We start from the raw sequence: 20,472 nt of genomic DNA on the forward strand, positions 1-20,472 counted from the left end.
CTCCGCCCCACGGGCCCGCGACTCGGGCTGCACCAACCACGGCGGCACGGGAAGCCCCGCCCCGTGAAGCACGCCCTCACCCGGTGCGCGAGTGATGAATGCTGAATCCTCCTACGCCGCAATTTGACGCCAGGACTTCACCCTTGAAGTAGAGTGCTTCACCCATGACGCGGCCTGTGTCCGCCTACGCCCCTCGAAGCGAGCGCAAGCCGTTGTACGTGAAGGTGGTGACGCAGCCCGCGCTCCATGGGTGCTGGGCCGTCAACATCAGCGAGACAGGCATTGGCCTCATTGCCACGCCGCGCGACTCGGCGGAAGGGCCCCGCGAGGGCGAGGAGGTGGAGCTGTCCTTCTCGCTGCCCGACTCCGGAGAGCACATCCGGGTGCTGGGGGACGTGCGGTGGCGGCACGACGCGTCCGGCGCGGTGACGTCGCTGGGCGTGAACTTCCGCAACTTCGAGGGCTCGGACGGGGTGAAGCTGGCGCGCTACCTCGCCACCATGCACGTCCAGGTGGTGGTGGCCTTCGCCAGCGATTTGGAGGCCCGCGCGGTGCGCGCCGCGCTGGAGGGGCAGGCCACGCCGCACTTCGCCACCCACCTCGACGAGGTCCACTCGCTGCTGTCGCGAGGCGACGCCGCCGCGCTGCTCGTCTGCGGGCATGACGAGGAGCAGGCGCTGGCGCTGGTGCAGTCGCTGGCCCTGCGCCGCGCGGAGCTGGACCTGTCCGGCGCGGGGGCGCCCAGCGACCTCGCCTCGCGCATCGTCTACTGCGCGCCCGCCGCCGCGGAGCGGCTGGTGGCCCTCTTCAACGCCGGGCGCATCTTCCGCGCCCTGGGGCCGCACCCCACGCCCGAGGCCCTGCGCCAGGCGGTGCTGGACGCGGGCCGCGAGCACGGCGTGCGCACCGAGCAGTGGCGCATGGCGCTGGAACTGGAGCGCAACCTCCTGCGCGAGCGCGCCCTGTCGATGGCGCTGCCCGCGGCGCCGGGCGGCAGGGGAGGGGACGAGGTCGGCTTCCGCAGCGGCGCCATGCAGCGGGTGATGGAGATGGTGCGCCTGGTGGCGCCCCACCGCGTGGCGGTGCTGCTGCAAGGCGAGACGGGCACCGGCAAGGAGGTGCTGGCGCGCATCCTCCACCGGCTCAGCGGCCGCGGGGACGTGTCACTGGTGGCCCAGGACTGCGGCGCGCTGTCGGAGACGCTGCTGGAGAGCGAGCTGTTCGGCCACGTGAAGGGCGCCTTCACCGGCGCGGTGGCGGACCACCCGGGCCTCTTCGTGCTCGCCAACGGCGGCACCATCTTCCTGGACGAAATCGAGAACACCACCCCCAACCTCCAGTCCAAGCTGCTGCGCGTGCTGGAGACGGGGGACGTGCGGCCGGTGGGCGGCACCCAGGTGCGCCACGTGGACGTGCGCGTGGTGGCCGCCAGCAACAAGGACCTGGGGGAGGAAGTGCGGGCCGGCCGCTTCCGCGCGGACCTCTTCTACCGGCTCAACAGCTTCACCATCGACATCCCTCCGCTGAGGGACCGGCCCGAGGACGTGCCGGAGCTGGCTCGCTACTTCCTCGACCTGTTCAACCGCGTCCTCAAGCGCTCCGCCAGCGGCATTGCCCCGGACGCGGAGAACGCGCTGCGTGCCCACGCGTGGCAGGGCAACGTGCGTGAGCTGCGCAACGTCATGGAGCGCGCCGTGCTCCTGTCCCGCCCGGGCGAGGTGGTGACGCTGCGGCTGTTGCCCCCGGCGCTGAACGCCGTGGCGCCGGTGCGCAACGAGCACACGGGCGATGGTTCGCTGCGCGCGCGGCTGGAGCGGGTGGAACGCGAGCTCATCCGCGAGGCCCTGGAGCGCCATGGCGGCGTGCTGCGCCGCGCGGCCGTGGCGCTGGGCATGGACCCGGTGACGCTGGGCCGCAGGGCCCGGCGCCACGGGCTGTGGAAGCCGGACTAGCGGCTCAGTGCGCCTTCACCCACTGGAGCACGGGCTTCCAGACGCGCTCCTTCGCGTCGTTCGCGAGGAAGATGTCCGCGTGGCCGTAGTCCACCGCGCGCTGTGCCTCCGGCAGCGTCCGCGCGATCAGGACGGTGACGTCCTGGCTGCCCAGCATCGAGAGGCCGTACTCGCCATAGCGGCCCACGCCGCCCGCGGCGCCGACGTACAGCACCGGCACCTTCACCTTGGCGAGGTGGTCGTCGAACGGCACGTCCAGGCCGCACGCCCACGCGTCCGACTCCACCACCTCGTTGAGGCTCTGGTAGGGCGCGGCGCGCTGCGCGTACTCGTAGAGGTAGGCCTCCTGGGTGAAGGTCAGCGTGTCCGGAAGGCCCAGCGCGTCCGGCTGGCCGGCCATCAGGTGGTAGCTCGGCGCGAGCGGCTTGAGCGGCGCCAGCATCGCGCCCGTGGCCGCCGCGGAGACGATGGCCACCTTCCGGTTGGTGGGGATGCCCGTGCCGGGGCCGAACACATCCTCCGGCAGGAGCGGCGTCGGCGCGTTGGGCGCCAGCGTGGCGAGCTGGCCGATGGCCTGCAACGTGATTCCGGGAGCGGGCCCGAGGACTCCTCCCTCCACGCGCCCCTTCTGCCGCTCCAGCTTCAGCGCCTCGTAGCGCTCACACGCGTGGGCCTTCTGCTCCGTGTCCTCGGGCGCGTAGCGCACCACCATGTCCACGGGGATGAAGCCGTCCACCTGGCGCAGCCCGCGCGGCAGCTTCGCCTCCAGGTTCATGTACACGTAGGCCACCGCCGCGCCGCGGCTCCAGCCCATGAGGTGCATGGAGCCGTTGCCGCCGCTGCCCGTGGCCAGCCGCACCGCCCGCGCCAGGCCCAGGCCCGTGCCCACGTCCTTCGCGTGCGTCTCCAGCGTCCAGTTCGCCATGAAGGAGAAGTCCTGCGTGCCCGCCGGCACCCCCACCCACCGCAGGTCGATGCCCCACACGTCCACGCCCTCCTTCGCCAGGTACGCGGCGATGGAGCGGTCCACCGGCACGTGCGCCGAGCCCACGCTGGAGAGGAAGGCCGCCTCGAAGCCCCACCCGTCGCCGTGCACCATGAAGACGGCGCGGCTCGTGCGCGCCGGCCGCCAGGGCGCGTCCTCCCGCACCACGCGGTGCAGGGTGACGAAGTCATGGGCACCCGGGCCCACGCGCACCTTCATCCGGTAGTGCGCCACGTTGTCGAAAATCACATCGCGCACGTCGGGCCGCATCGCGGCCAGCTCCGCCGCTCCCTCCTGGAGGGTCGTCTTCGCGGAAACGTCCTGGGAAGACACCTCGGCCGGGTCCGCATCGCGGACATCACCACCACAACCGAGTGTCAGCCCGGCCAGCGAGACGCAGAGAACAAACAAGAAACGCATACAAACCTCGAATCGACGGAAGGGGTTCCGAGGAAGCTGTCCGCCGGCCCGGGGCTTCCCCTGCTGTGTCGCCCTCCGAGCAGAATCCAAGCCACCCCCCAAACCCTTGGAATCCCTGGAGTGCTCTCCTGGCGTGAACTTCATGTCTGAAGTGCACTCTGGATCGAACCCCTGACATGCCCTGCCAGGTACGGGACTTCCGGGCTCGCTTCACCTCTGAAGCGGACACGTCATCCGTGCGGCCCCTCGCGCGAGCGAAAGGTCAATGGCAGCACATGGGCAGGAGGGCAATGAGCGTCAACCACTAAACACTGAAGGGATAGCTCCAGCAAGGACTGCTTAGTCCCCCAGGGCGGGATACCTGCATGGGTCCAGACAGCACCGGATGACGTGAAGGGATGCTGAACACCCGGGTCCCTCCCGCCCTCGCATCGCCCAGGGGGCTGGCGCACATGGGGTGTATCGCCCCACCCGGAGGCTCCATGGTGCAACCCCGTTTTCAGCGCAACCTCGGTGTCGTCGGCCCTGAAACCCTGGCGCGGCTGGCTCGCACGCACGTGCTCGTCGCGGGCGTGGGCGGAGCGGGCGGGCAGTGCGCGGTGGACCTGGCCCGGATGGGCTTCGGCTGCCTCACGCTGGCGGACTTCGACGTGTACGAGCGCCACAACATGAACCGGCAGGTGGGCTGCTTCGAGAGCACGCTGGGCCAGCCGAAGGTGGAGGTGGTGGGGCGCATGTGTCTGGACATCCACCCGGACCTGAAGCTGCGGTGTGTGCCCGAGGGCATCACCGAGTCCAACGCCGCGGAGGTCCTCGCGGGCGGCGAGGGGCTGCCCCCGGTGGACTACGTGGTGGAGGTCATCGACATCGCGGGCACGCGCGCGAAGCAGGCGCTCCACCGTGCGTGCCGCGCGCGCGGGGTGACGGCCATGACGGGGTTGATGCTGGGCTTCGGTGCGGCGCTGCACGTCTTCCAGCCGGACGCGCCTGCGTACGAGGCGCTCTACTTCCAGCCGGACGGCCGCATCGATTTGCCGGCCATCATCCCCCACCTGGGCAGCTACATGCTCCAGCAGTACATGGAGGCGTGCTACCGGGGCACGGGGCACGCGCCCACGTGCGTGGTGGGCGCCACCACCGCGGCGGGGATGCTGGTGAGCGAGCTGATGCGCGGAGTCATGCTCGGCGCGCGCGCCATGGTGTCCTGGCCCGAGTACCTCTACGTGGACCTCTTCGACCACCGCTACGTCCGGGCCTCGGTGAAGCCCGGGCGTCCCCAGCTCCGGCTCACACCACGCCGCGTGTCCGCGCCTCGTGGATGACCCTCGCGCCGTCCACGCCCAGGCGCCTGTTGAGGTACGGCGCCACCAGGTCCGCGTGCTTGTGCACGCGGTGGTACGACTCGTCGAAGGTGCGCGTGACGAGGTTGATGCCGGTGATGATGACCCGCTGCAGGTTGTAGTGCAGGTCGCTCCCCTCGAGGATGGCGTGAATCTCCGTGAAGAGCGGCCGCACGTCCGACTGGAGGTTGGACAGGTTGCGGCGCTGCTCGGTGTTGGGCACGGAGGACTTCGGATTCAGACTCGCCACCAGCACCAGCGGCGGCTTGAGCTCGTCGTACGCGCTCTTCATCTCGGCGTGGACGGTCTGGATTTCCTCGAGGCTCGGCGGCCCCTCCCAGCGGAGGAAGAAGACCCTGTCGATGATGGCTGTCTTGAAGACCGGAGTTCCCATGACGTCGCACTGCTCCTTCGCGCAATAGAACCGGAAAGCTCCCGGTCCCCCTCTCGCCCACGAACGCATGACGCGCGTGGGCGGTTCTGGGGGCGGATCGTGCGCGGGGCGTGTGCGGACGAAATCAGACCTGGGGGCGTGCATCGCCGGCAGGACAGTGCGGGACGCTCCAGTGCCCTCCAGAACCGGGATGCGTGACAGTTACGGGGATTGCGATGTCGGCGAGTGGATGCTCACGGCGGTGGCGGGCACTCGAGCCGATGTCGGCGGGTCAACGCGCGCTCGCGGGAGGCCGGGCGCGAGTCGGTGAAGAGCTCGGGCCCTGGCCGCGTCACCGCGAGGGTGGCGCCGGTGCTTCAGGCGGGAGCCCCGCCACGGTGAATGGCGGGGCCCCGGTACGGCTCAGTCGCCCGGCGTGGTGACTTCCTCAGTCACCCCACAGGGCGACTGCTTCAGTTACCGGAGATGGTGACCTCGTCGACCTTGGACGCGGCAATGTCCGCGTCCGTGTAGACGATGTCGCGCCACTCCTTCTTGGAGAACAGGCGCGTCTGGTCCGCGAAGTACGGCGACGCCGGGTCGCTGCTCTCGCTGTACGTCAGCACCGCGCGGCCCTTGGGGCCCTGGTCGGTGAACTCCATCGCCATGATGAAGCTGCTGCCGTTGTTGATGACGTAGCCCGTGGTCGAAAGGCCGGTGCGCGTGTTGTAGAGCACGCCCTGCGAGGCGCTGGGCGCGGCCTCCTCGGTGGAGGAGCGGAAGGTGCCGAAGGAGACGACGTTCGCCGTGCCGTCCACGGCGATGCCGCCGTGGATGGGAATCTTCTCGCCCGCGACGCGCGGCGAGTACTGCACCTCACCCAGCGGCCTGGTCAGCGCGATGCCCGCGCGGGTGAGCACGTCCACCGCCGACGCCAGGCGCTGGAGCACCGGGTCCTCACCGGTGGCGGGCGCCGGGGCCAGCGTGTTGGGCGTGGTGATGGGGGCGTCCTTGTTGAAGGGCACCGCGTACAGCGTGCCGCCAGTGGTGTGCGTGCCGCCCGGAGCGGTGGCCGCGAACTCGCGCCAGACGATGGCACCCACGCTGTTGGTGTTGTAGAGGCCGTCCCAGTTCTTCAGCACGGTGCAGGCCTGGCTGATGTCCACCTGCTTGGTGCCGGGGGGCAGCACGGTGGCGAGCGTCTTCCCCTCGCAGCGCTGCACCACGGCGGCGCGCAGCAGCTCCTCCGTCAGGCTGCGGTTGCTGAGGATGGCGTTCTCCAGCTCGGTCCGGTTGAACTTGCCGTTGGCTCCAGAGGCGCCGTTCTCCTTGACCTCCATGAGCAGCTCCGCGTTCATGCGCGTGCGCGGGCTCTGGCCCACGTTCTCCAGGCCGTGCATGGGCGAGTAGCCCGTGAGCGGCTGGAGCGGGTTGGCCAGCCAGTAGCTGTCGTTGGCGTTGAAGACGAAGTCCGTGCGGTCCAGCTTCGGCACCTTGCTGAAGGAGATGATGCCGGGGCGCTTGGCCTCGGGGTCATTCTGCCACTCGTTCTGCGAGTTGCTGCCGTCCAGCAGGACCAGGCCGTTGCCGTTGAAGACGGCGGCGACCTGCGGATCCGCGCCTCCCACGGCGGCGCGCCAGGCCTGGATGGCCTCGGGCTTCAGGTTGGGCGTGGGGGTGGCGTCCGTGTACCAGACGTTGCCGTCCTTGTCGGTCGCCATGGTGTTGACCCAGGGGATGCCCTCGGTGTCCGCGAAGGCCTGCTTGAACTCCGCCAGGCTCTTCGCCTTGTCCATGCGGAGGAACTGCTCGGTCAGCACGGTGTTTTCGAGGTTCGCGTCGCGCAGCGAGTAGGCGTACTGCTTCGTCCAGTCCAGCGAGCCGGGGATGGTGAGGATGGGGCCGTAGTGGCTCGTGTACATCGTCCGCGTGACGTTGGTCAGCGAGCCCTCGGGCAGCTTCACCAGGATGGTGATCTCCTTCGCCGTCATCTGGCGCTCGGCGCCGTCGTACTTGTACGTCGTCGGCTTGCCCTCCACGAGCGGCAGCCGGTACAGCGTCATGCGCTGGCCATAGGAGAACGTGTGCGTCCATGCGACGTTCTCGTTGAAGCCGATGAGGACGGCGGGCACGCCGAGCAGGCCCACGCCGTAGATGTTGAGCTGGCCGGGCACCGTGAGGTGGCTCTCCCACAGCTTGAGCTCACCCTCCCAGGGGAAGTGCGGGTTGGCCACCACCATGCCGCGGCCGCCCTCGGACTTGTCCTTGCCCACGGCCCAGCCGTTGCTGCCGACCTGCGCGGCGTCGGGGCGCTCCACCTTGAAGCTGCCCGGGGCGGGCACGCCCACGCCACCGCCCGTCGCCGTCGGCGGCGTGGCCGCGGCGATGGCGAGGATGAGCTGGTAGCTGCTGGCCGCGAGGCCCACGCTGATGTGGTACGCGAGCAGGTCCTCGGCGGTGATGGGCTTCACCCAGTCCGCGTTGGTGCAGGGCTTGGGCAGGCTGGCCGCCGGCGTCTCCTTCACATAGCGGTTGAAGCCCGCCGTGTAGCCCTTCAGCAGCGCCTGGAGCTCCGGCGTCTGCTTGCTGAAGCTGGCCTGCGCCTTGGCCGGCAGGTCCAACAGCCGGTACGCGAAGTCGCTGGCCGCGTAGAGCTGGCCGGTGCCCTGGCCGAAGTAGCGCGCGCGCTCACCGCGGACCTTGAGGATCTGATCCGCGAGGATGCAGACGTGGTCCTTGGCGAAGGCATAGCCCTCGCCGTAGCCCAGGCTGCCCATGTCCTTGGCGGTGATGTGGGGGATGCCGTGCGCCGTACGCTTGATGGTGGCTTCGTACGTCGGCGTCGTCGGGCCCGGGCCCGCATCCGGGATGGGGTCCGGATCTACTGGATCATCCGAGCATCCGGTGGCGAGGGCCAGGCTCAGCCCGGCGAGGAGGGATAACTGCCAGCGGGTGCTCCGGGTCTTCAGGGGCACTCCGCGCGGAGATGAGGGCGCAAGAGGGGTTGAGTGCATGACTATCTTCGAGCGTAGGGAGCGGTTGATTGATGCGTCAAAAGTTTTCTGGGAATGAACAATTTCCCACCTCAACGTACCAGACGCGACTGACGGGTACGAGGCGACCAGCAGTGAAGACGCGGTGTGCTAGGAGAACCTGCATATGACGACCGAGCCGCAAGGTGCCGCCCGCCGCCCGCGCCGCCACTTCTCGATGATCCGCACGTTCGTGCTCGCCGACTTCGTGACGCTGGGAAACGGTTTCGCGGGGGCGGGGGCCATCCTCGCCGCGATGCAGTTCCTCGCGTCGGGCGTGCAGGGCTGGCTGTGGGTGGCCTTCGGGTTGATGCCGCTGGCGCTGCTCCTGGACTTCCTGGATGGGCGCATCGCCCGGTGGCGTTACAAGAAGTCGCCCCTGGGGGCGGACCTGGACTCGCTGGCGGACGTCATCTCGTTCGGCATGGCGCCGGCGGCCCTGGGCTTCGCGGTGGGCCTGCGCGGCGCGCTGGACGTGGCGGCGCTCCTCTACTTCGTGGCGTGTGGCATCAGCCGGCTGGCGCGCTTCAACGTCACCTCCGCGGAGCTGGCGGACGCGACGGGGAAGGTGAAGTACTTCGAGGGCACGCCCATTCCCACCAGCCTCGCGCTGGTCATGGTGCTGGCGGTGGCCACGTGGATGGGGCGCATCGGTCCGGACCTGCTCGGTGGGGTGTGGGACTGGGGCCCGGTGGCGCTGCACCCGCTCGCGCTGATGTACGCGGCGAGCGGCAGCGCGATGATCAGCAAGACACTGCGCATCCCCAAGATTTGAAAGCGGACAGCAGACCCGGGTGAGCCCCCGTTTTTCCCACCCGTGGGTGGTTGCCCGCCCAGGAGTGGGTGCCTAGCTTCGCCACCGATTCGTGCGTGCTCCACCGAGTGGGGAGCGCGGCGGACATGGGCGATGGTTGTGGGGAAGGGGTGGGAGCCATGACGGGGCGCTGGGGCGTGCTGGCCCTCGCGGTGGTGGGCTTGCTGGCCGGGTGTGCGGACCGGGACCGTTCGTCTCTCGCGGACGGGCGACTGACGGCCACGCCCGGCGGGGTGGACTTCCAGAAGGTGGCCATCTTCGACGCGCGCGAGGCGGAAATCTCGCTGCGCAACGTGGGCCGCGCGCGCATCAATGTGAATGAAATCTGGGTGGAGGGGCCCGAGGGCAGCTACCGGGCCGAGTTCACCCACGAGGGGCCGCACAGCCTGCAGCCGGGAAGCGCGTGCGGCCTGAAGGTGCGCTTCGCGCCGCCGAAGCCGGGGGCGCTGCCGGCGATGTTGGTGGTGCGCTCGGACACGCGCATCGAGCCGCTGCTGAAGATTCCGCTCAGCGGGCTGGGCGTGGCGGCGTGGGCGGAGGTGTCGCCCCGGCGGCTGGACTTCGGGCGGATTGAAGCGGACTCGACGAAGACGCTGACGCTCAAGCTGGACAACGCCACGGAGATGCCCGTGGAGGTGACGCCGCGGCTGGTGGGCGCGGACCGCGACGAGTTCACGATGGAGCCGGTGACGCTGGCGGCGGGGGAGAGCCGCGAGGTGCCGGTGACGTTCAGTCCCGTGCGCGTGGGGAAGAAGCAGGTGGCGCTGGCGGTGTCGCCGTGCCGCGGCTGCGCGGACGTGCCGGTGCAGGTGGCGGCCGAGGCGCTGGAGCGCGCCGTCGTCGCCGAGCCCGAGGTGGTGGACTTCGGCGCGGTGCCGGTGGACCGCGAGTCCTACCGCGAGTCGCGCATCCACAACATCAGCACCGAGCCGGTGACGGTGACGCAGCTGACGCTGGAGGGGAAGGACGCGTCCTTCAGCCAGGCCAACACCGGCTTTCCGCTGGTGCTCCAGCCCGGCGAGGTGCGCGGCTTCCAGCTGCGCTACAGCCCGGACCACCAGGGTCCGGCGCAGGACAACGCCCTCTATCATGTGGAGAGCCGCCGCCACCCGACGCTGCCGGTGGGCCTGCGCGGCTATGGCGGCGCGGCGGAGCTGTGCGTGTCGCCGCTCTCGTATGACTTCGGCCGGCAGCCACTGGGCTCGAAGACGCGCGTCATCGTCAACGTGAAGAACTGCGGCTCGTCCAACGCGGGCGGGCTCACGCTCAACACGCTGGCGTGGCAGCCGGACCCGGGGGGCGAGCTGCAGTTCAACCACACGCCGCTGGCCATGCCGCACACGCTGAAGCCCGGTGAGGAGGTGAACATCGCCGTGTTCTACGAGCCCACGCGCACGGGTGATGCGCTGGGCTCGCTGGTGATGACCACCAACGCCTTCTCCGCGGCCACGGTGCAGATGGACTTCCGCGGCACGGCGGAGCAGCACGCACCCTGCCAGCTCACCGTCACCCCGCTGGCGCTGGACTTCGGCACGGTGCCGCCGGCGTCGGGCGCGGTGCTGGGCGTGAAGCTGGAGAACAAGGGCACGGACCTGTGCCCGGTGAAGAACATCCAGCTGCGCGACGACGGCGGCGGCGTGTTCGGCATGCCGGGCGGCGCGCTGTACGGCGGCATCATGTACCCCGGTGACTGGTTCAGCTTCATGGTGTCCTTCACCTCGCCCCCGCAGGGCGGCAGCTTCACGGGCACGCTGCAAATCGAGCAGATGGACCCGGCCAACCCGGTCCTCCTGGTGCCGCTGCGGGCGAACTCGCAGACGGCGTGCCTCGTGGCGTCGCGCCGCTACCTGGACTGGGGCGTGGCGCGCCGCGACTGCCCACCCGAGCCCCTGGAGGTGAACTTCCTCAACGCGTGCACCGCGCCGGTGACGGTGGACGACGTGTTCATCGGCCCGGGCACCACGGACTCCGAGTTCGAGCTCAAGGACGTGCCGGACCCGATGCCCTTCACCCTGCAGCCCAACCAGGGCTTCACGGTGGGGGTGGACTACCTCGCGCAGGTCTACGGCCTCAACATCTCGCCGCTCTACGTGGCCTCCAGTGATTTGCCCGAGCCGCTCCTGGTGCCGCTCATCGGCGAGTCCTCGAAGCGGGTGGAGAAGACGGACCTCTTCGTGCAGCAGGACGTGAGCAAGGTGGACGTCCTCTTCGTGGTGGACAACACGGACTCCATGGCGGTGGAGCAGACGCGGCTGGTGGACGCGGTGCCGACCTTCGTCGACACGGCGCAGGAGAAGAACGTCAACCTGCACGTGGCCGTCACCACCACCGGCATCCAGAAGGCGCCGCAGCCGAACCCGGCGGACAACTGCCCCGGTGGCGCGCTGGGCGGCGAGGCCGGCCGCTTCTTCCCGGCGGACAACAGCTTCAACCGCATCCTCGACAGCGGCATGCCGGACCTGGCCGCGCAGCTGCAGCGCAACGTGCAGGTGGGCAAGTGCGCCGAGGTGGAGGAGGGCTTCGAGGCCATGCGCCGCGCGCTGTCCCGGCCGCTGGTGGACAACGTGGATGATGCGCGCACCCCCCTGCCGCGCGACGGCAACGCGGGCTTTCTGCGCGACGCGGCCGCGCTGGTAGTGCTCTTCGTCAGCGACGAGGACGACCACTCGCCGGACGCGGTGGACACCTACGTGCAGTGGGCGCAGCAGCTCAAGGGCGTCAACCAGCCGCAGCGCGCGACGTTCTACGCCATTGCTCCGCCGGAGGACGGCTGCGACACGGCGGGCGGCGCGGGCACGCGTTACGCGGACGCCACGGCCCGCACCGGCGGCGAGGTGGTGAGCGTGTGCGCCACGGACTACCGGCCGCTCCTGCGCGCGGTGGCGGACAAGGCCTTCTCCGCGCAGACGCGCTTCCCGCTCAGCGAGGTGCCGGAGCCGGGCACCGTCACCGTCACGGTGGATGGCGCGCCGGTGACGACGGGCTGGACGTACGACGGCGCCACCAACAGCGTGGAGTTCTCCAACGTGCCCGGCCCGGGCTCGAAGATCGCGATTACGTACCGCCGCTCGTGCGCCGCGCTGTAGGGCAGGCGGGGGAGCGCGCCATGTGACGCAGTCGATGGGCCGGTCATCCGGCCCTCGACGTTCATGTCAGTCCCGGGTGCTACAGGCCTGCCATTGCCTGTGCGAATGACCAGAAAATTGGAGGTCACCTCGTGGTGTGTACCCTGAGGTCGTACCTGCTGCTGCCGAGGAGGCACCCGGTGAGCTCCCACGAGACCGAAGGAACGACGACCGCGGCGCGCGCGCCGGTGCGCACGCCCGGGTTGCGCGTCATCCGCGGTGAGGGCCAGCGGAGGGAAGAACCGCTCGCTTCCCGGGATGCCGTCGCGAGGGTGCTGATGGAGGCCGGCGCGGACCTGCTGCTGCGGAGGATCAGCCCGCTGCGAGCGCAGGAAATCGAGCGCAAGGTGGACCGCGTCCTGGACCTGTTCGACCGGGTGGACGCGGCGCCGGTGCTGATGCCGGTGCTCAAGCGCCACCTGGATGAGCTGGAGGCGCTGATGCGGGAGACACGCGAGGTGCGGGCCGCCCGCAGGTAGCCGCCAGGTCCGGGGACAACGTCGTTCGGACGTTTGATTCCCCTGGCCGGTGCGCTTACGCTCGGGACCTCTCCGCGTCCGGACCCCGGGGCCACGGGTGGTGGCAGGCTGGGGGAGCGGTCAGGTCGCCGTGTCCATTGAAACCTACGGCAGGTACCAGCTCCTGAAGCGACTCGCCACGGGCGGGATGGCGCAGATCTACCTGGCGCGCCGCCCGGGACCTGACGGCGATGGGCTGCTGGTGGTGAAGCGGATCCTCCCGCACCTCACGGAGAACGAAGACTTCGTCAAGATGTTCCTGGACGAGGCGCGCATCGCCGCCCGCCTCAACCACGCCAACGTCGTGCAGATCTTCGACCTGGGCGCGCAGGACGACTCGTTCTTCATCGCCATGGAGTACATCCACGGCGAGGACCTGCGGAAGCTGTGGCGGCACGCGGAAGGGCGGGGCATGCCGCCGCCGGTGCCGCTGGTGTGCCGCATCCTCATCGAGGCGTGCGCGGGCCTGGACTACGCGCACAAGCGCACGGACCCGGCCACGGGCCGGCCGCTGGGCATCGTCCACCGCGACGTGTCCCCGCAGAACATCCTCGTGACGTTCGAGGGTGGCGTGAAGGTGGTGGACTTCGGCATCGCCAAGGCGGCGGACCAGGCCACGGTGACGCGCTCCGGGGTGCTGAAGGGGAAGTACTCGTACATGTCCCCGGAGCAGGCGGCCGGGGAGCGCGTGGACTGCCGCGCGGACATCTTCGCGCTGGGCGTGGTGCTGTACGAGCTGCTCACCGGGACGCGCCTGTTCAAGCGCACCACCGACATCCAGACGCTGGCCGCCGTGTCCGAGTGCCGCGTCACGCCGCCCTCGCAGCTGACGACGCGCGTGCCGCCGGACCTGGACCCCATCATCCTCAAGGCGCTGGCGAAGAACCCGGCCGAGCGCTACCAGGAGGCGGCGCAGCTCCAGGCCGCGCTGGAGGAGTGGCTGGCCACGCACCGGCTGCCCGCGTCGTCCGCGCACCTGGCCGCGTACATGAAGGAGCTGTACGCGGAGCGGCTGGCCGAGGAGGCCCGCTCGGGCGAGGTGCAGGTGGAGGACTCGGAGGTGCCCATGCCGCCGCCTCCGCCGCGTTCGGATCCGCCTTCGCGGCGCACGGGCCAGCGGCCGGCGCTGCGGCCCGGTCCTCCGGTGCCGGACGAGGCCACGTCCGCGCAGCGCCCTCGCCGGCGCGCGGAGATGGAGCCCGAGGCGGAGCGCCCGTCATCGCCGCGGACGTCGGGGGCGCGCCGCATGGTGGAGCCAGCCCCGGGCGAGCGTCCCTCCCGGACGGGCGTGGCGGTGCCGGCGCTGCCCGTCATCGAGGAGGAGGCGCCGACGCTGGACAGCCGCGTCTCCAGACGGGGGACGCAGACGGACGTCGAGGTGGACGTGGAGCCGCCGGAGGTCGACGCGCGCACGTCCCGGGTGACGCCGCCGGGTCCGCCGTACCCGATTCATGCGGATGAGGACGGCCCCACGCAGGCGCTGCCGGAGGTGCGCTCCTCGCGCATCATCCTGCCCGTCCCCCCGGAGAACGAGGCGGAGGAGGACGCCCCCACGCTGGCGATGGTGGACGTGGGCCGCATCTCCCGCGTGGTGCTGCCCGTGCCCGAGGAGAACGAGGCGGAGGAGGACGCGCCCACGCTGTCGCTGGGGTTCTCCAAGGAGACGCGGCCCCAGCCGGCCCCCGTGGCTTCCGCGGCCCCGGACCTGAAGCGCATGGGCTGGATGGCCGGGGTGGGGCTGGTGGTGGTCGCCGTGGGCGCGCTGCTGTGGGCGTTGCTGAAGCCTCCGCCCGCCACGGTGCGGCTGGAGACGCTGCCACCCGGGGCCACGGTGGTCTTCAACGGCGAAAAGCTGGCGCAGAAGACGCCGCTGGTGCTGCCTCCGGTGGAGGCCGGCCAGTACCCCCTCGAGGTGAGCCGGGACGGCTACGAGGTGCTGCGGAGCAGGTTGGATGTCCCGGCCACGGGCAATGTGTCCCCCGGGCTGCTGCGGCTGGTGCCGGTGGCGCCGAAGCCCGTGGCGGCGCCGCCTCACGGGGAGACGGAGTCCAGGCCCGCGCAGGCGAAGCCGGCCGCCCCCGCGCAGGTGCTGTTGAGGGTGGAGACGGAGCCCGCGGAGTCTCTCGTCTATGTGGACGGCCAGCCGCAGGGGCCCGCTCCGGCGCAGGTCTCCGTGGTGGCGGGGCGCGAGGTGGCCATCCGCGTGGAGTCGGCGAAGCACCACCCGCTGGTGCGCGCGGTGAAGGTGGGGACGGGGCCGGAGCAGGTGGAGCGCTTCGTGCTGGAGCCCACGGCGGCCGCGGCGCGCGCCCGGTCCGGCATGGCCCGGGTCCGTTTCGCGGTGCAGCCCTGGGCGAAGGTGACGTGCGACGGGGAGTACCTGGGGGAGACGCCGCTCGGGGTCATCGAGATGCGGCTCGGCTCTCATGAATGCCGGTTCTTCAATCCCGAGCTCAAGAAGACGCGCAACCAGCGTATCGAGGTAGAGCCCATCGACCTCAACGTCGTGAATGTGAAGCTCGAATAGGTCAACCTCCGGATGCTCTCGTGACGCTCGAAGCCGGCACCCACATCGGCAAGTACGTCGTCCGCCGCAAGCTCGCCGAGGGCGGGATGGCGGAGATCTACCTGTGTACGGCCCGGGGCGCGGAGGGGTTCGAGAAGGAGGTCGTCATCAAGCGGGTGCGGGCCTACCTCGCGAGCGACCCCGAGTTCGTCGGGATGTTCATCGCCGAGGCGCGCCTGGCCTCGCGGCTCAACCACGCCAACGTGGTGCAGATCTTCGACTTCGACAAGCACGAGGACACGTACTACCTGGCCATGGAGTACGTGCGCGGCTGCTCGCTGTGGGAGCTGCGCAAGAAGAGCAAGGAGCTGATGGAGCCGGTGCCGCCGGTGATGGTGGCGCACATCGGCACGGAGGTGGCGCGCGGGCTGCACTACGCGCACCGGCTGAAGGTGAACGGGCAGCCGCTGGACCTGGTGCACCGGGACGTCACGCCGCACAACGTGCTGCTGTCCTACGACGGCGCGGTGAAGCTGACGGACTTCGGCATCGCCAAGGCGGGCAACAAGCTGACGCAGCCGGGCGTGCTCAAGGGCAAGTTCGCGTACATGTCCCCGGAGCAGGCCCGCGGCGAGGCGGTGGACGCGCGCACGGACATCTTCGCCCTGGGCGTGGTGCTGTGGGAGATGCTCACGGGTGGGCGGCTGTTCGACGGGGACTCCGAGGTGGCGGTGCTGCGCGCGGTGCAGCAGAGCGCCATTCCGCCGCCGGCCCGGCTCAACCCGGACGTGCCGGAGGACCTGGACGCCGTGGTGGTGCGGGCGTTGGACAGGGACCCGGCGGGCCGCTTCCAGACGGCGGGCGAGCTGGAGCGCGCCCTGGCCCAGTGCGTGCTGAAGCACGCGAAGACGGTGGACGACACGGACCTGAGCGTCTTCATGCGGCGCCTGTTCCCCACGAGCCTCACCCAGGCCATGCCCACGGTGCAGGAGCGGACGCACGTGGAGGATGCACCGGTGCCTCCCGGCGCCGGGGTGCAGGTCCAGGTGCCGCGCGAGCCCACGGCGGTGATGCCGGGCGTGTCGAGCGGGCGGGGCGTGGCGATGGCGCCCTCGCCGGACGAGGACGTCAACGCGTCCACCTTCGTACTGCCGCGCCGGGATGAAGGGGCGGGGGACGCAGCGCTGTCCGTGCCGTTGCCGCCCATGGCCACGCCGATGATGCCGCTGCCGGCGGTGGCCTCGTCGCCGGTGCCCCGGCCGCTGCCGCCGGTGGCCGTGCCCGTTGCCGTCGTGCGCCAGAGCCGTCCGGAGGGGACTCCCGCCGTGGCTCCGGCCGAGGAAGGGCAGGGGAGTGGCACGGGGGGCAGTGGGAAGCGCTCCAGCAGGCCAGAGGGTGTTTCGTCCGTCAGCGGGAAGCGGCCGAGCAACGAGGGCGTGTCCTCCGTCAGTGGCAGGAACCCCAGCCGCGACGGGGTGTCCTCCGTCAGCGGGAAGAGGCCGAGCAACGAGGGCGTGTCCTCCGTCAGTGGCAAGAACCCCAGCCGCGACGGGGTGTCCTCCGTCAGCGGCAAGAGGCCGAGCCAGCCCGAGGGGATTTCCCCCGTCGGTGCTCGGAATCCGGGGGGAGCCGAGGACGGGTCCTTCGGTTCCTCCGGCCTGGGGCTGGGGACCGGGTCGTTCGAGGATGACGACGACCTGGACGACGACGCGCCGGACACCGTGTCATCGACCGAGCCGGAGGGCATGGTGGAGGACGCGTCCGTCCCGGCGCCCGCACCGGCGGGGCGTTCGTCGGCCGAGTCCTCCGTTACCGATGGCTCGGGTGCGCACGGAGCCGCGAAGCCCGCGGCCCGGCGCCGTCCGATGGCCCTGGGCCTGGCCGCCGCGGTGGCGCTGGCCGTCGTGGGCGGTGGCGTGGCGGTGATGCGCTTCAACTCGCACCCGGCGTCCACCGAGACGTCCGGGACTCCCGCCACCGAGGTCCCCGCCGCGACGGCACCGAAGCCGGGTGAGACGCCGTCTTCCGGCACGCAGGGCATGGCCTCCGCGCCCGACAAGACGGCCCAGGCCGGCGAGCCCACCCAGCCCTCCGCTACTCCGGATGCCCCGGCGACCGACACCCCCGCCGTGGCCGCGGCGGGCCACGCGGACTCCGACACCGCCGAGGTGGACGGACTCAAGCGCGAGGCGGCGCTCGGCACGGAGCCCTCTCCGGCCACCGCGGACGCCCGGCCCGCGGCCGGCACCGCCCAGGACACCCGTCCCGCCGAGTCCACCGGTACGCTCCAGGTGCGGGCCTCCCCGTACGCCACCGTCTTCCTCAACGGGAAGCGCATGGGCGAGGTCACCGGGCGCGCCACCTACAAGCTCCCGCCGGGCACCTACAAGCTGGTCTTCCAGCACCCCTCCGGCGACAAGCGGTTCGACGTCTCCGTCACCGCCGGCACCTCGGTGATTCGCGAGTTCCGCGCGCCGAAGGCCCGCTGAAGCGCCGAACCGTCATCCACTGAACGTTGCTGGAAATCCCGGGGCCGCGCCGCCCCGGACGGCCGCCGTCCGCTCGCGGCGTGCGTGTCGGAACCGCCTCCCGCCACCGGCCTGAAGCGTCGTCCGCGAATCAGACCTGTAGCACTGCCTTGACTCCTCCGATCGGCTCTGGCACTCACTGGTCCCCATTCAATAGCCTATATTCAATGGAATCAATGGACCTGCTGGCTCCCGACGAGATTGCCCGCATCGAGCGCGAGAACGCGAGCGGCCTGCCCGCGAGCGCCATCCTGGAGCTCTTCCGGCCCAAGGGCGTGCGGCTGTCGGAGGCGACGTTCCGCAAGTACGTCCAGGCGGGGCTGCTACCGCGCAGCCGCCGCGTGGGGCGCAAGGGCAAGCACCAGGGGAGCCGGGGGCTCTATCCGGTGGAGACGGTGCGCCGCATCAATGTCATCAAGAAGATGATGGCGGAGGGGCACACCCTGGAGGACATCAAGCGCTCTTATGTCTTCCACCGCAATCACATCGACCAGTTGGAGCGGGACCTGGCGGGTCTATTGGATGGGTTCCAGGAAGAGTTGGGGGACCGCGCCTTCGGGGGGGCGCACCGGCGGACGCTCGAGGCGGAGTTGGCAACCCTGAGGCAAAGAGCGCAGGATCTGGTCCGGGATGTGGCCCGGCTGGGCAGCGCGGTAACCGCACGCGAAGACGAAACCATCCGTTCGCAATAAGATGCCGGCCCGGAACCGGGTAGACTGGCCTCACGTGGAGGGGACATGTCGGAAGTGAAGCAGCTTCAGGAGGAGGGCGGGGCCCAGGACGAGGAGCAGTCGCCCGAGCGGCGCCGCTCGAAGACCATGTCGCGCAAGGAGATGGCGCGCGACCTGCGGCGGCGCCGCCTCACCGGTCAGGTGGACCCGGAAGAGGCGGACCTGCTGAAGCAGATGGACGACACGCGGCCGCGCACCCGCGCCGACTGCGTCAATGGTCCGCGCCCCTGCATGTTCGTCTCCTGCAAGCACAACCTCTATCTGGACGTGAATCCGGAGACGGGGTCCATCAAGCTCAACTTCCCCGACAAGGAAATCTGGGAGCTGGAGCACACCTGCGCCCTGGACGTGGCGGAGAAGGGCGGAATCACGCTCGAGGAGGTGGGGGAAATCATGAACCTCACCCGTGAGCGCATCCGCCAGGTGGAAACGCGCGGTCTCATGAAGCTGCGCGAGGCCACCGAGGCCGAGCCCCCGGTCTCGGCCCGCAAACCCTGAAGGTCCGGGCGGATTCCGCCCGTCGACGAAGGGCCGACGTGTTGCGTTGACACCCCTGGGGGTGGTTGCTAGTACCGCGCCGCCCCCGCACACCGAGGCCCACACGTGCTGGCTCTCCTCAGCGTTTCCGACAAGCGCGGTCTTGTCCCCTTCGCCCAGGGCCTTGTTCGCCTGGGTTTCCGGCTCCTCTCCACCGGCGGCACGCTGGAGGCGCTCAAGGGCGCCGGCGTCCCCGCCACCAAGGTGTCGGAGCACACGCAGAGCCCCGAGATTCTCGGCGGCCGCGTGAAGACGCTCCATCCCCGCATCCACGGCGGGCTCCTCGGTCGGGTGGACCTGGAGTCGGACCGGGCGGAGATGAAGGCGAACGGAATCGAGCCCATCTCCCTCGTCGCGGTGAATCTGTACCCGTTCCGCCAGACGGTGGCCTCGGGCGCCGCCGAGGCGGACGTCATCGAGCAGATTGACATCGGCGGGCCGGCGATGGTCCGCGCGTCCGCGAAGAACTTCCGGCACGTCACCATCGTGGTGGACCCGGACGACTATCCGGCGGTGCTCGCGGAACTGGAGCAGCAGAAGGCGGTGGGCGAGGAGACGCGGCGCCGGCTGATGCGCAAGGCCTTCGCGCACACGGCGGCCTATGACGCGTCCATCTCCGGGTGGCTGTCCTCCACCGCGAGCGAGCCCTTCCCGGGGGAGCTGGCGCTGGCGTACCAGAAGGCGCAGGACCTGCGGTACGGCGAGAATCCGCACCAGCGCGGCGCCTTCTACCGCGAGCACTCCGCGCCGGCCGAGCCCACGGTGGCCTTCTCCAAGGTGCTGCAGGGCAAGGAGCTCTCCTACAACAACATCCTGGACCTGGACGCGGCGCTGGGGCTGCTGCTGGAGTTCCCGGAGAATCCCGCCGCAGTCATCATCAAGCACAACACCCCGTGCGGCGTCGCGGTGGATGACGCGCTGGTGAAGGCCTACCGCACGGCGCGCGCGGTGGACGAGGTCTCCGCCTTCGGCGGCATCGTCGCCCTCAACCGCGAGGTGGACGAGGCCACCGCCCAGGCGATGGCGGAGACGTTCCTGGAGGCGGTCATCGCGCCGTCGTACTCGGCCGCGGCGCTCCAGGTGCTGGCGGCGAAGAAGAACCTGCGGCTCCTGGAGGCGGGCCCGGCGCTCGCCTCGCCGCAGGCCCGGCCGAGGGCCCAGCTCGACGCCCGGAGCGTGTCCGGCGGCCTGCTCCTCATGGACCGGGACGCCGTCGAGCCCCCGCTCTCCTGGAAGGTGGTCTCCAAGCGGGCGCCTACACCGGAGGAGGAGCGGGCCCTCCGCTTCGCCTGGAAGGTGTGCAAGCACGTGAAGAGCAATGCCATCGTGTTCTCCTCGGGGGCGCAGTTGCTCGCGCAGGGCGGCGGCCAGACGAACCGGGTGGACTCGGTCCGTATCGCCATGAAGCGGGGCGGCGATGCCCTCAAGGGGAGCGCCGTGGCCTCGGATGCCTTCTTCCCCTTCCGGGACGGCCTGGACGAGGCCGCCCGGGCCGGGGCGACATGCGTGGTCCACCCTGGCGGCTCGGTCCGGGACGCGGAGGTCATCGCCGCGGCGGATGAGCATGGGATGGCCATGGTGCTCACGGGAGTGCGACACTTCCGGCACTGA

At 70.5% G+C, this 20,472-nt stretch carries 13 protein-coding genes; 10 read left to right on the forward strand and 3 right to left on the reverse strand.

The window, feature by feature from the left end:
• The first annotated feature begins 164 nt into the window (after window positions 1-164).
• Window positions 165-1,952 (forward strand): sigma 54-interacting transcriptional regulator, encoded by a 1,788-nt coding sequence (locus ACVTJA_RS19215; RefSeq protein WP_465838057.1) that lies wholly within the window; start codon window positions 165-167, stop codon window positions 1,950-1,952.
• Between the two features lie 4 nt (window positions 1,953-1,956).
• On the opposite strand, the gene ACVTJA_RS19220 is transcribed toward ACVTJA_RS19215, so the two are convergent.
• On the reverse strand, window positions 1,957-3,357 hold the full coding sequence (locus tag ACVTJA_RS19220) for an alpha/beta fold hydrolase (RefSeq protein WP_465838058.1): 1,401 nt from the start codon (window positions 3,355-3,357) through the stop codon (window positions 1,957-1,959).
• A 482-nt stretch (window positions 3,358-3,839) separates the two neighbouring features.
• On the opposite strand from ACVTJA_RS19220, the gene ACVTJA_RS19225 reads away from it, so the two are divergent.
• On the forward strand, window positions 3,840-4,679 hold the full coding sequence (locus tag ACVTJA_RS19225; RefSeq protein ID WP_465838059.1) for a ThiF family adenylyltransferase: 840 nt from the start codon (window positions 3,840-3,842) through the stop codon (window positions 4,677-4,679).
• Here ACVTJA_RS19225 and ACVTJA_RS19230 read toward each other — a convergent pair.
• Window positions 4,645-5,091, reverse strand: a complete 447-nt coding sequence (locus tag ACVTJA_RS19230) for a DofA protein (protein ID WP_465838060.1) — start codon at window positions 5,089-5,091, stop codon at window positions 4,645-4,647. The genes ACVTJA_RS19225 and ACVTJA_RS19230 overlap by 35 nt on opposite strands.
• Before the next feature lie 452 nt (window positions 5,092-5,543).
• Window positions 5,544-8,084: an acylase gene (locus ACVTJA_RS19235; protein ID WP_465838062.1), complete on the reverse strand. Its 2,541-nt coding sequence runs from the start codon at window positions 8,082-8,084 to the stop codon at window positions 5,544-5,546.
• A gap of 145 nt (window positions 8,085-8,229) precedes the next feature.
• On the opposite strand from ACVTJA_RS19235, the gene pssA reads away from it, so the two are divergent.
• From pssA to purH, 8 genes are all read left to right on the forward strand, one after another.
• Window positions 8,230-8,877 carry a CDP-diacylglycerol--serine O-phosphatidyltransferase gene (gene pssA / locus ACVTJA_RS19240; RefSeq protein ID WP_465838063.1) on the forward strand — a complete coding sequence of 216 codons (648 nt, stop codon included), beginning with the start codon at window positions 8,230-8,232 and terminating at the stop codon, window positions 8,875-8,877.
• 158 nt (window positions 8,878-9,035) lie between these two features.
• Window positions 9,036-12,002, forward strand: a complete 2,967-nt coding sequence (locus tag ACVTJA_RS19245; protein ID WP_465838064.1) for a choice-of-anchor D domain-containing protein — start codon at window positions 9,036-9,038, stop codon at window positions 12,000-12,002.
• A 134-nt stretch (window positions 12,003-12,136) separates the two neighbouring features.
• A complete protein-coding gene (locus tag ACVTJA_RS19250) occupies window positions 12,137-12,520 on the forward strand; it encodes a hypothetical protein (RefSeq protein ID WP_465838065.1) in 384 nt (127 codons plus the stop codon).
• Window positions 12,521-12,650: 130 nt separating this feature from the next.
• Window positions 12,651-15,086: a protein kinase domain-containing protein gene (locus ACVTJA_RS19255; protein WP_465838067.1), complete on the forward strand. Its 2,436-nt coding sequence runs from the start codon at window positions 12,651-12,653 to the stop codon at window positions 15,084-15,086.
• Window positions 15,087-15,106: 20 nt separating this feature from the next.
• Window positions 15,107-17,554 carry a protein kinase domain-containing protein gene (locus ACVTJA_RS19260; RefSeq protein WP_465838069.1) on the forward strand — a complete coding sequence of 816 codons (2,448 nt, stop codon included), beginning with the start codon at window positions 15,107-15,109 and terminating at the stop codon, window positions 17,552-17,554.
• A gap of 206 nt (window positions 17,555-17,760) precedes the next feature.
• Complete coding sequence (locus ACVTJA_RS19265) at window positions 17,761-18,285, forward strand: MerR family transcriptional regulator (RefSeq protein ID WP_465838070.1); 525 nt, start codon at window positions 17,761-17,763, stop codon at window positions 18,283-18,285.
• Window positions 18,286-18,330: 45 nt separating this feature from the next.
• Complete coding sequence (locus tag ACVTJA_RS19270) at window positions 18,331-18,822, forward strand: sigma factor-like helix-turn-helix DNA-binding protein (RefSeq protein WP_465838072.1); 492 nt, start codon at window positions 18,331-18,333, stop codon at window positions 18,820-18,822.
• Window positions 18,823-18,927: 105 nt separating this feature from the next.
• Window positions 18,928-20,472: a bifunctional phosphoribosylaminoimidazolecarboxamide formyltransferase/IMP cyclohydrolase gene (gene purH / locus ACVTJA_RS19275; RefSeq protein ID WP_465838073.1), complete on the forward strand. Its 1,545-nt coding sequence runs from the start codon at window positions 18,928-18,930 to the stop codon at window positions 20,470-20,472.

It is taken from the genome of Pyxidicoccus sp. M6, assembly GCF_055568925.1.

Excerpts from the sequence above, each read along its gene's own strand:
- ACVTJA_RS19215 (WP_465838057.1), top strand. The coding sequence starts at position 165 with ATGACGCGGCCTGTGTCCGCCTACGCCCCTCGAAGCGAGCGCAAGCCG.
- ACVTJA_RS19220 (WP_465838058.1), bottom strand. The coding sequence starts at position 3,357 with ATGCGTTTCTTGTTTGTTCTCTGCGTCTCGCTGGCCGGGCTGACACTC.
- ACVTJA_RS19225 (WP_465838059.1), top strand. The coding sequence starts at position 3,840 with ATGGTGCAACCCCGTTTTCAGCGCAACCTCGGTGTCGTCGGCCCTGAA.
- ACVTJA_RS19230 (WP_465838060.1), bottom strand. The coding sequence starts at position 5,091 with ATGGGAACTCCGGTCTTCAAGACAGCCATCATCGACAGGGTCTTCTTC.
- ACVTJA_RS19235 (WP_465838062.1), bottom strand. The coding sequence starts at position 8,084 with ATGCACTCAACCCCTCTTGCGCCCTCATCTCCGCGCGGAGTGCCCCTG.
- pssA (WP_465838063.1), top strand. The coding sequence starts at position 8,230 with ATGACGACCGAGCCGCAAGGTGCCGCCCGCCGCCCGCGCCGCCACTTC.
- ACVTJA_RS19245 (WP_465838064.1), top strand. The coding sequence starts at position 9,036 with ATGACGGGGCGCTGGGGCGTGCTGGCCCTCGCGGTGGTGGGCTTGCTG.
- ACVTJA_RS19265 (WP_465838070.1), top strand. The coding sequence starts at position 17,761 with ATGGAATCAATGGACCTGCTGGCTCCCGACGAGATTGCCCGCATCGAG.
- ACVTJA_RS19270 (WP_465838072.1), top strand. The coding sequence starts at position 18,331 with ATGTCGGAAGTGAAGCAGCTTCAGGAGGAGGGCGGGGCCCAGGACGAG.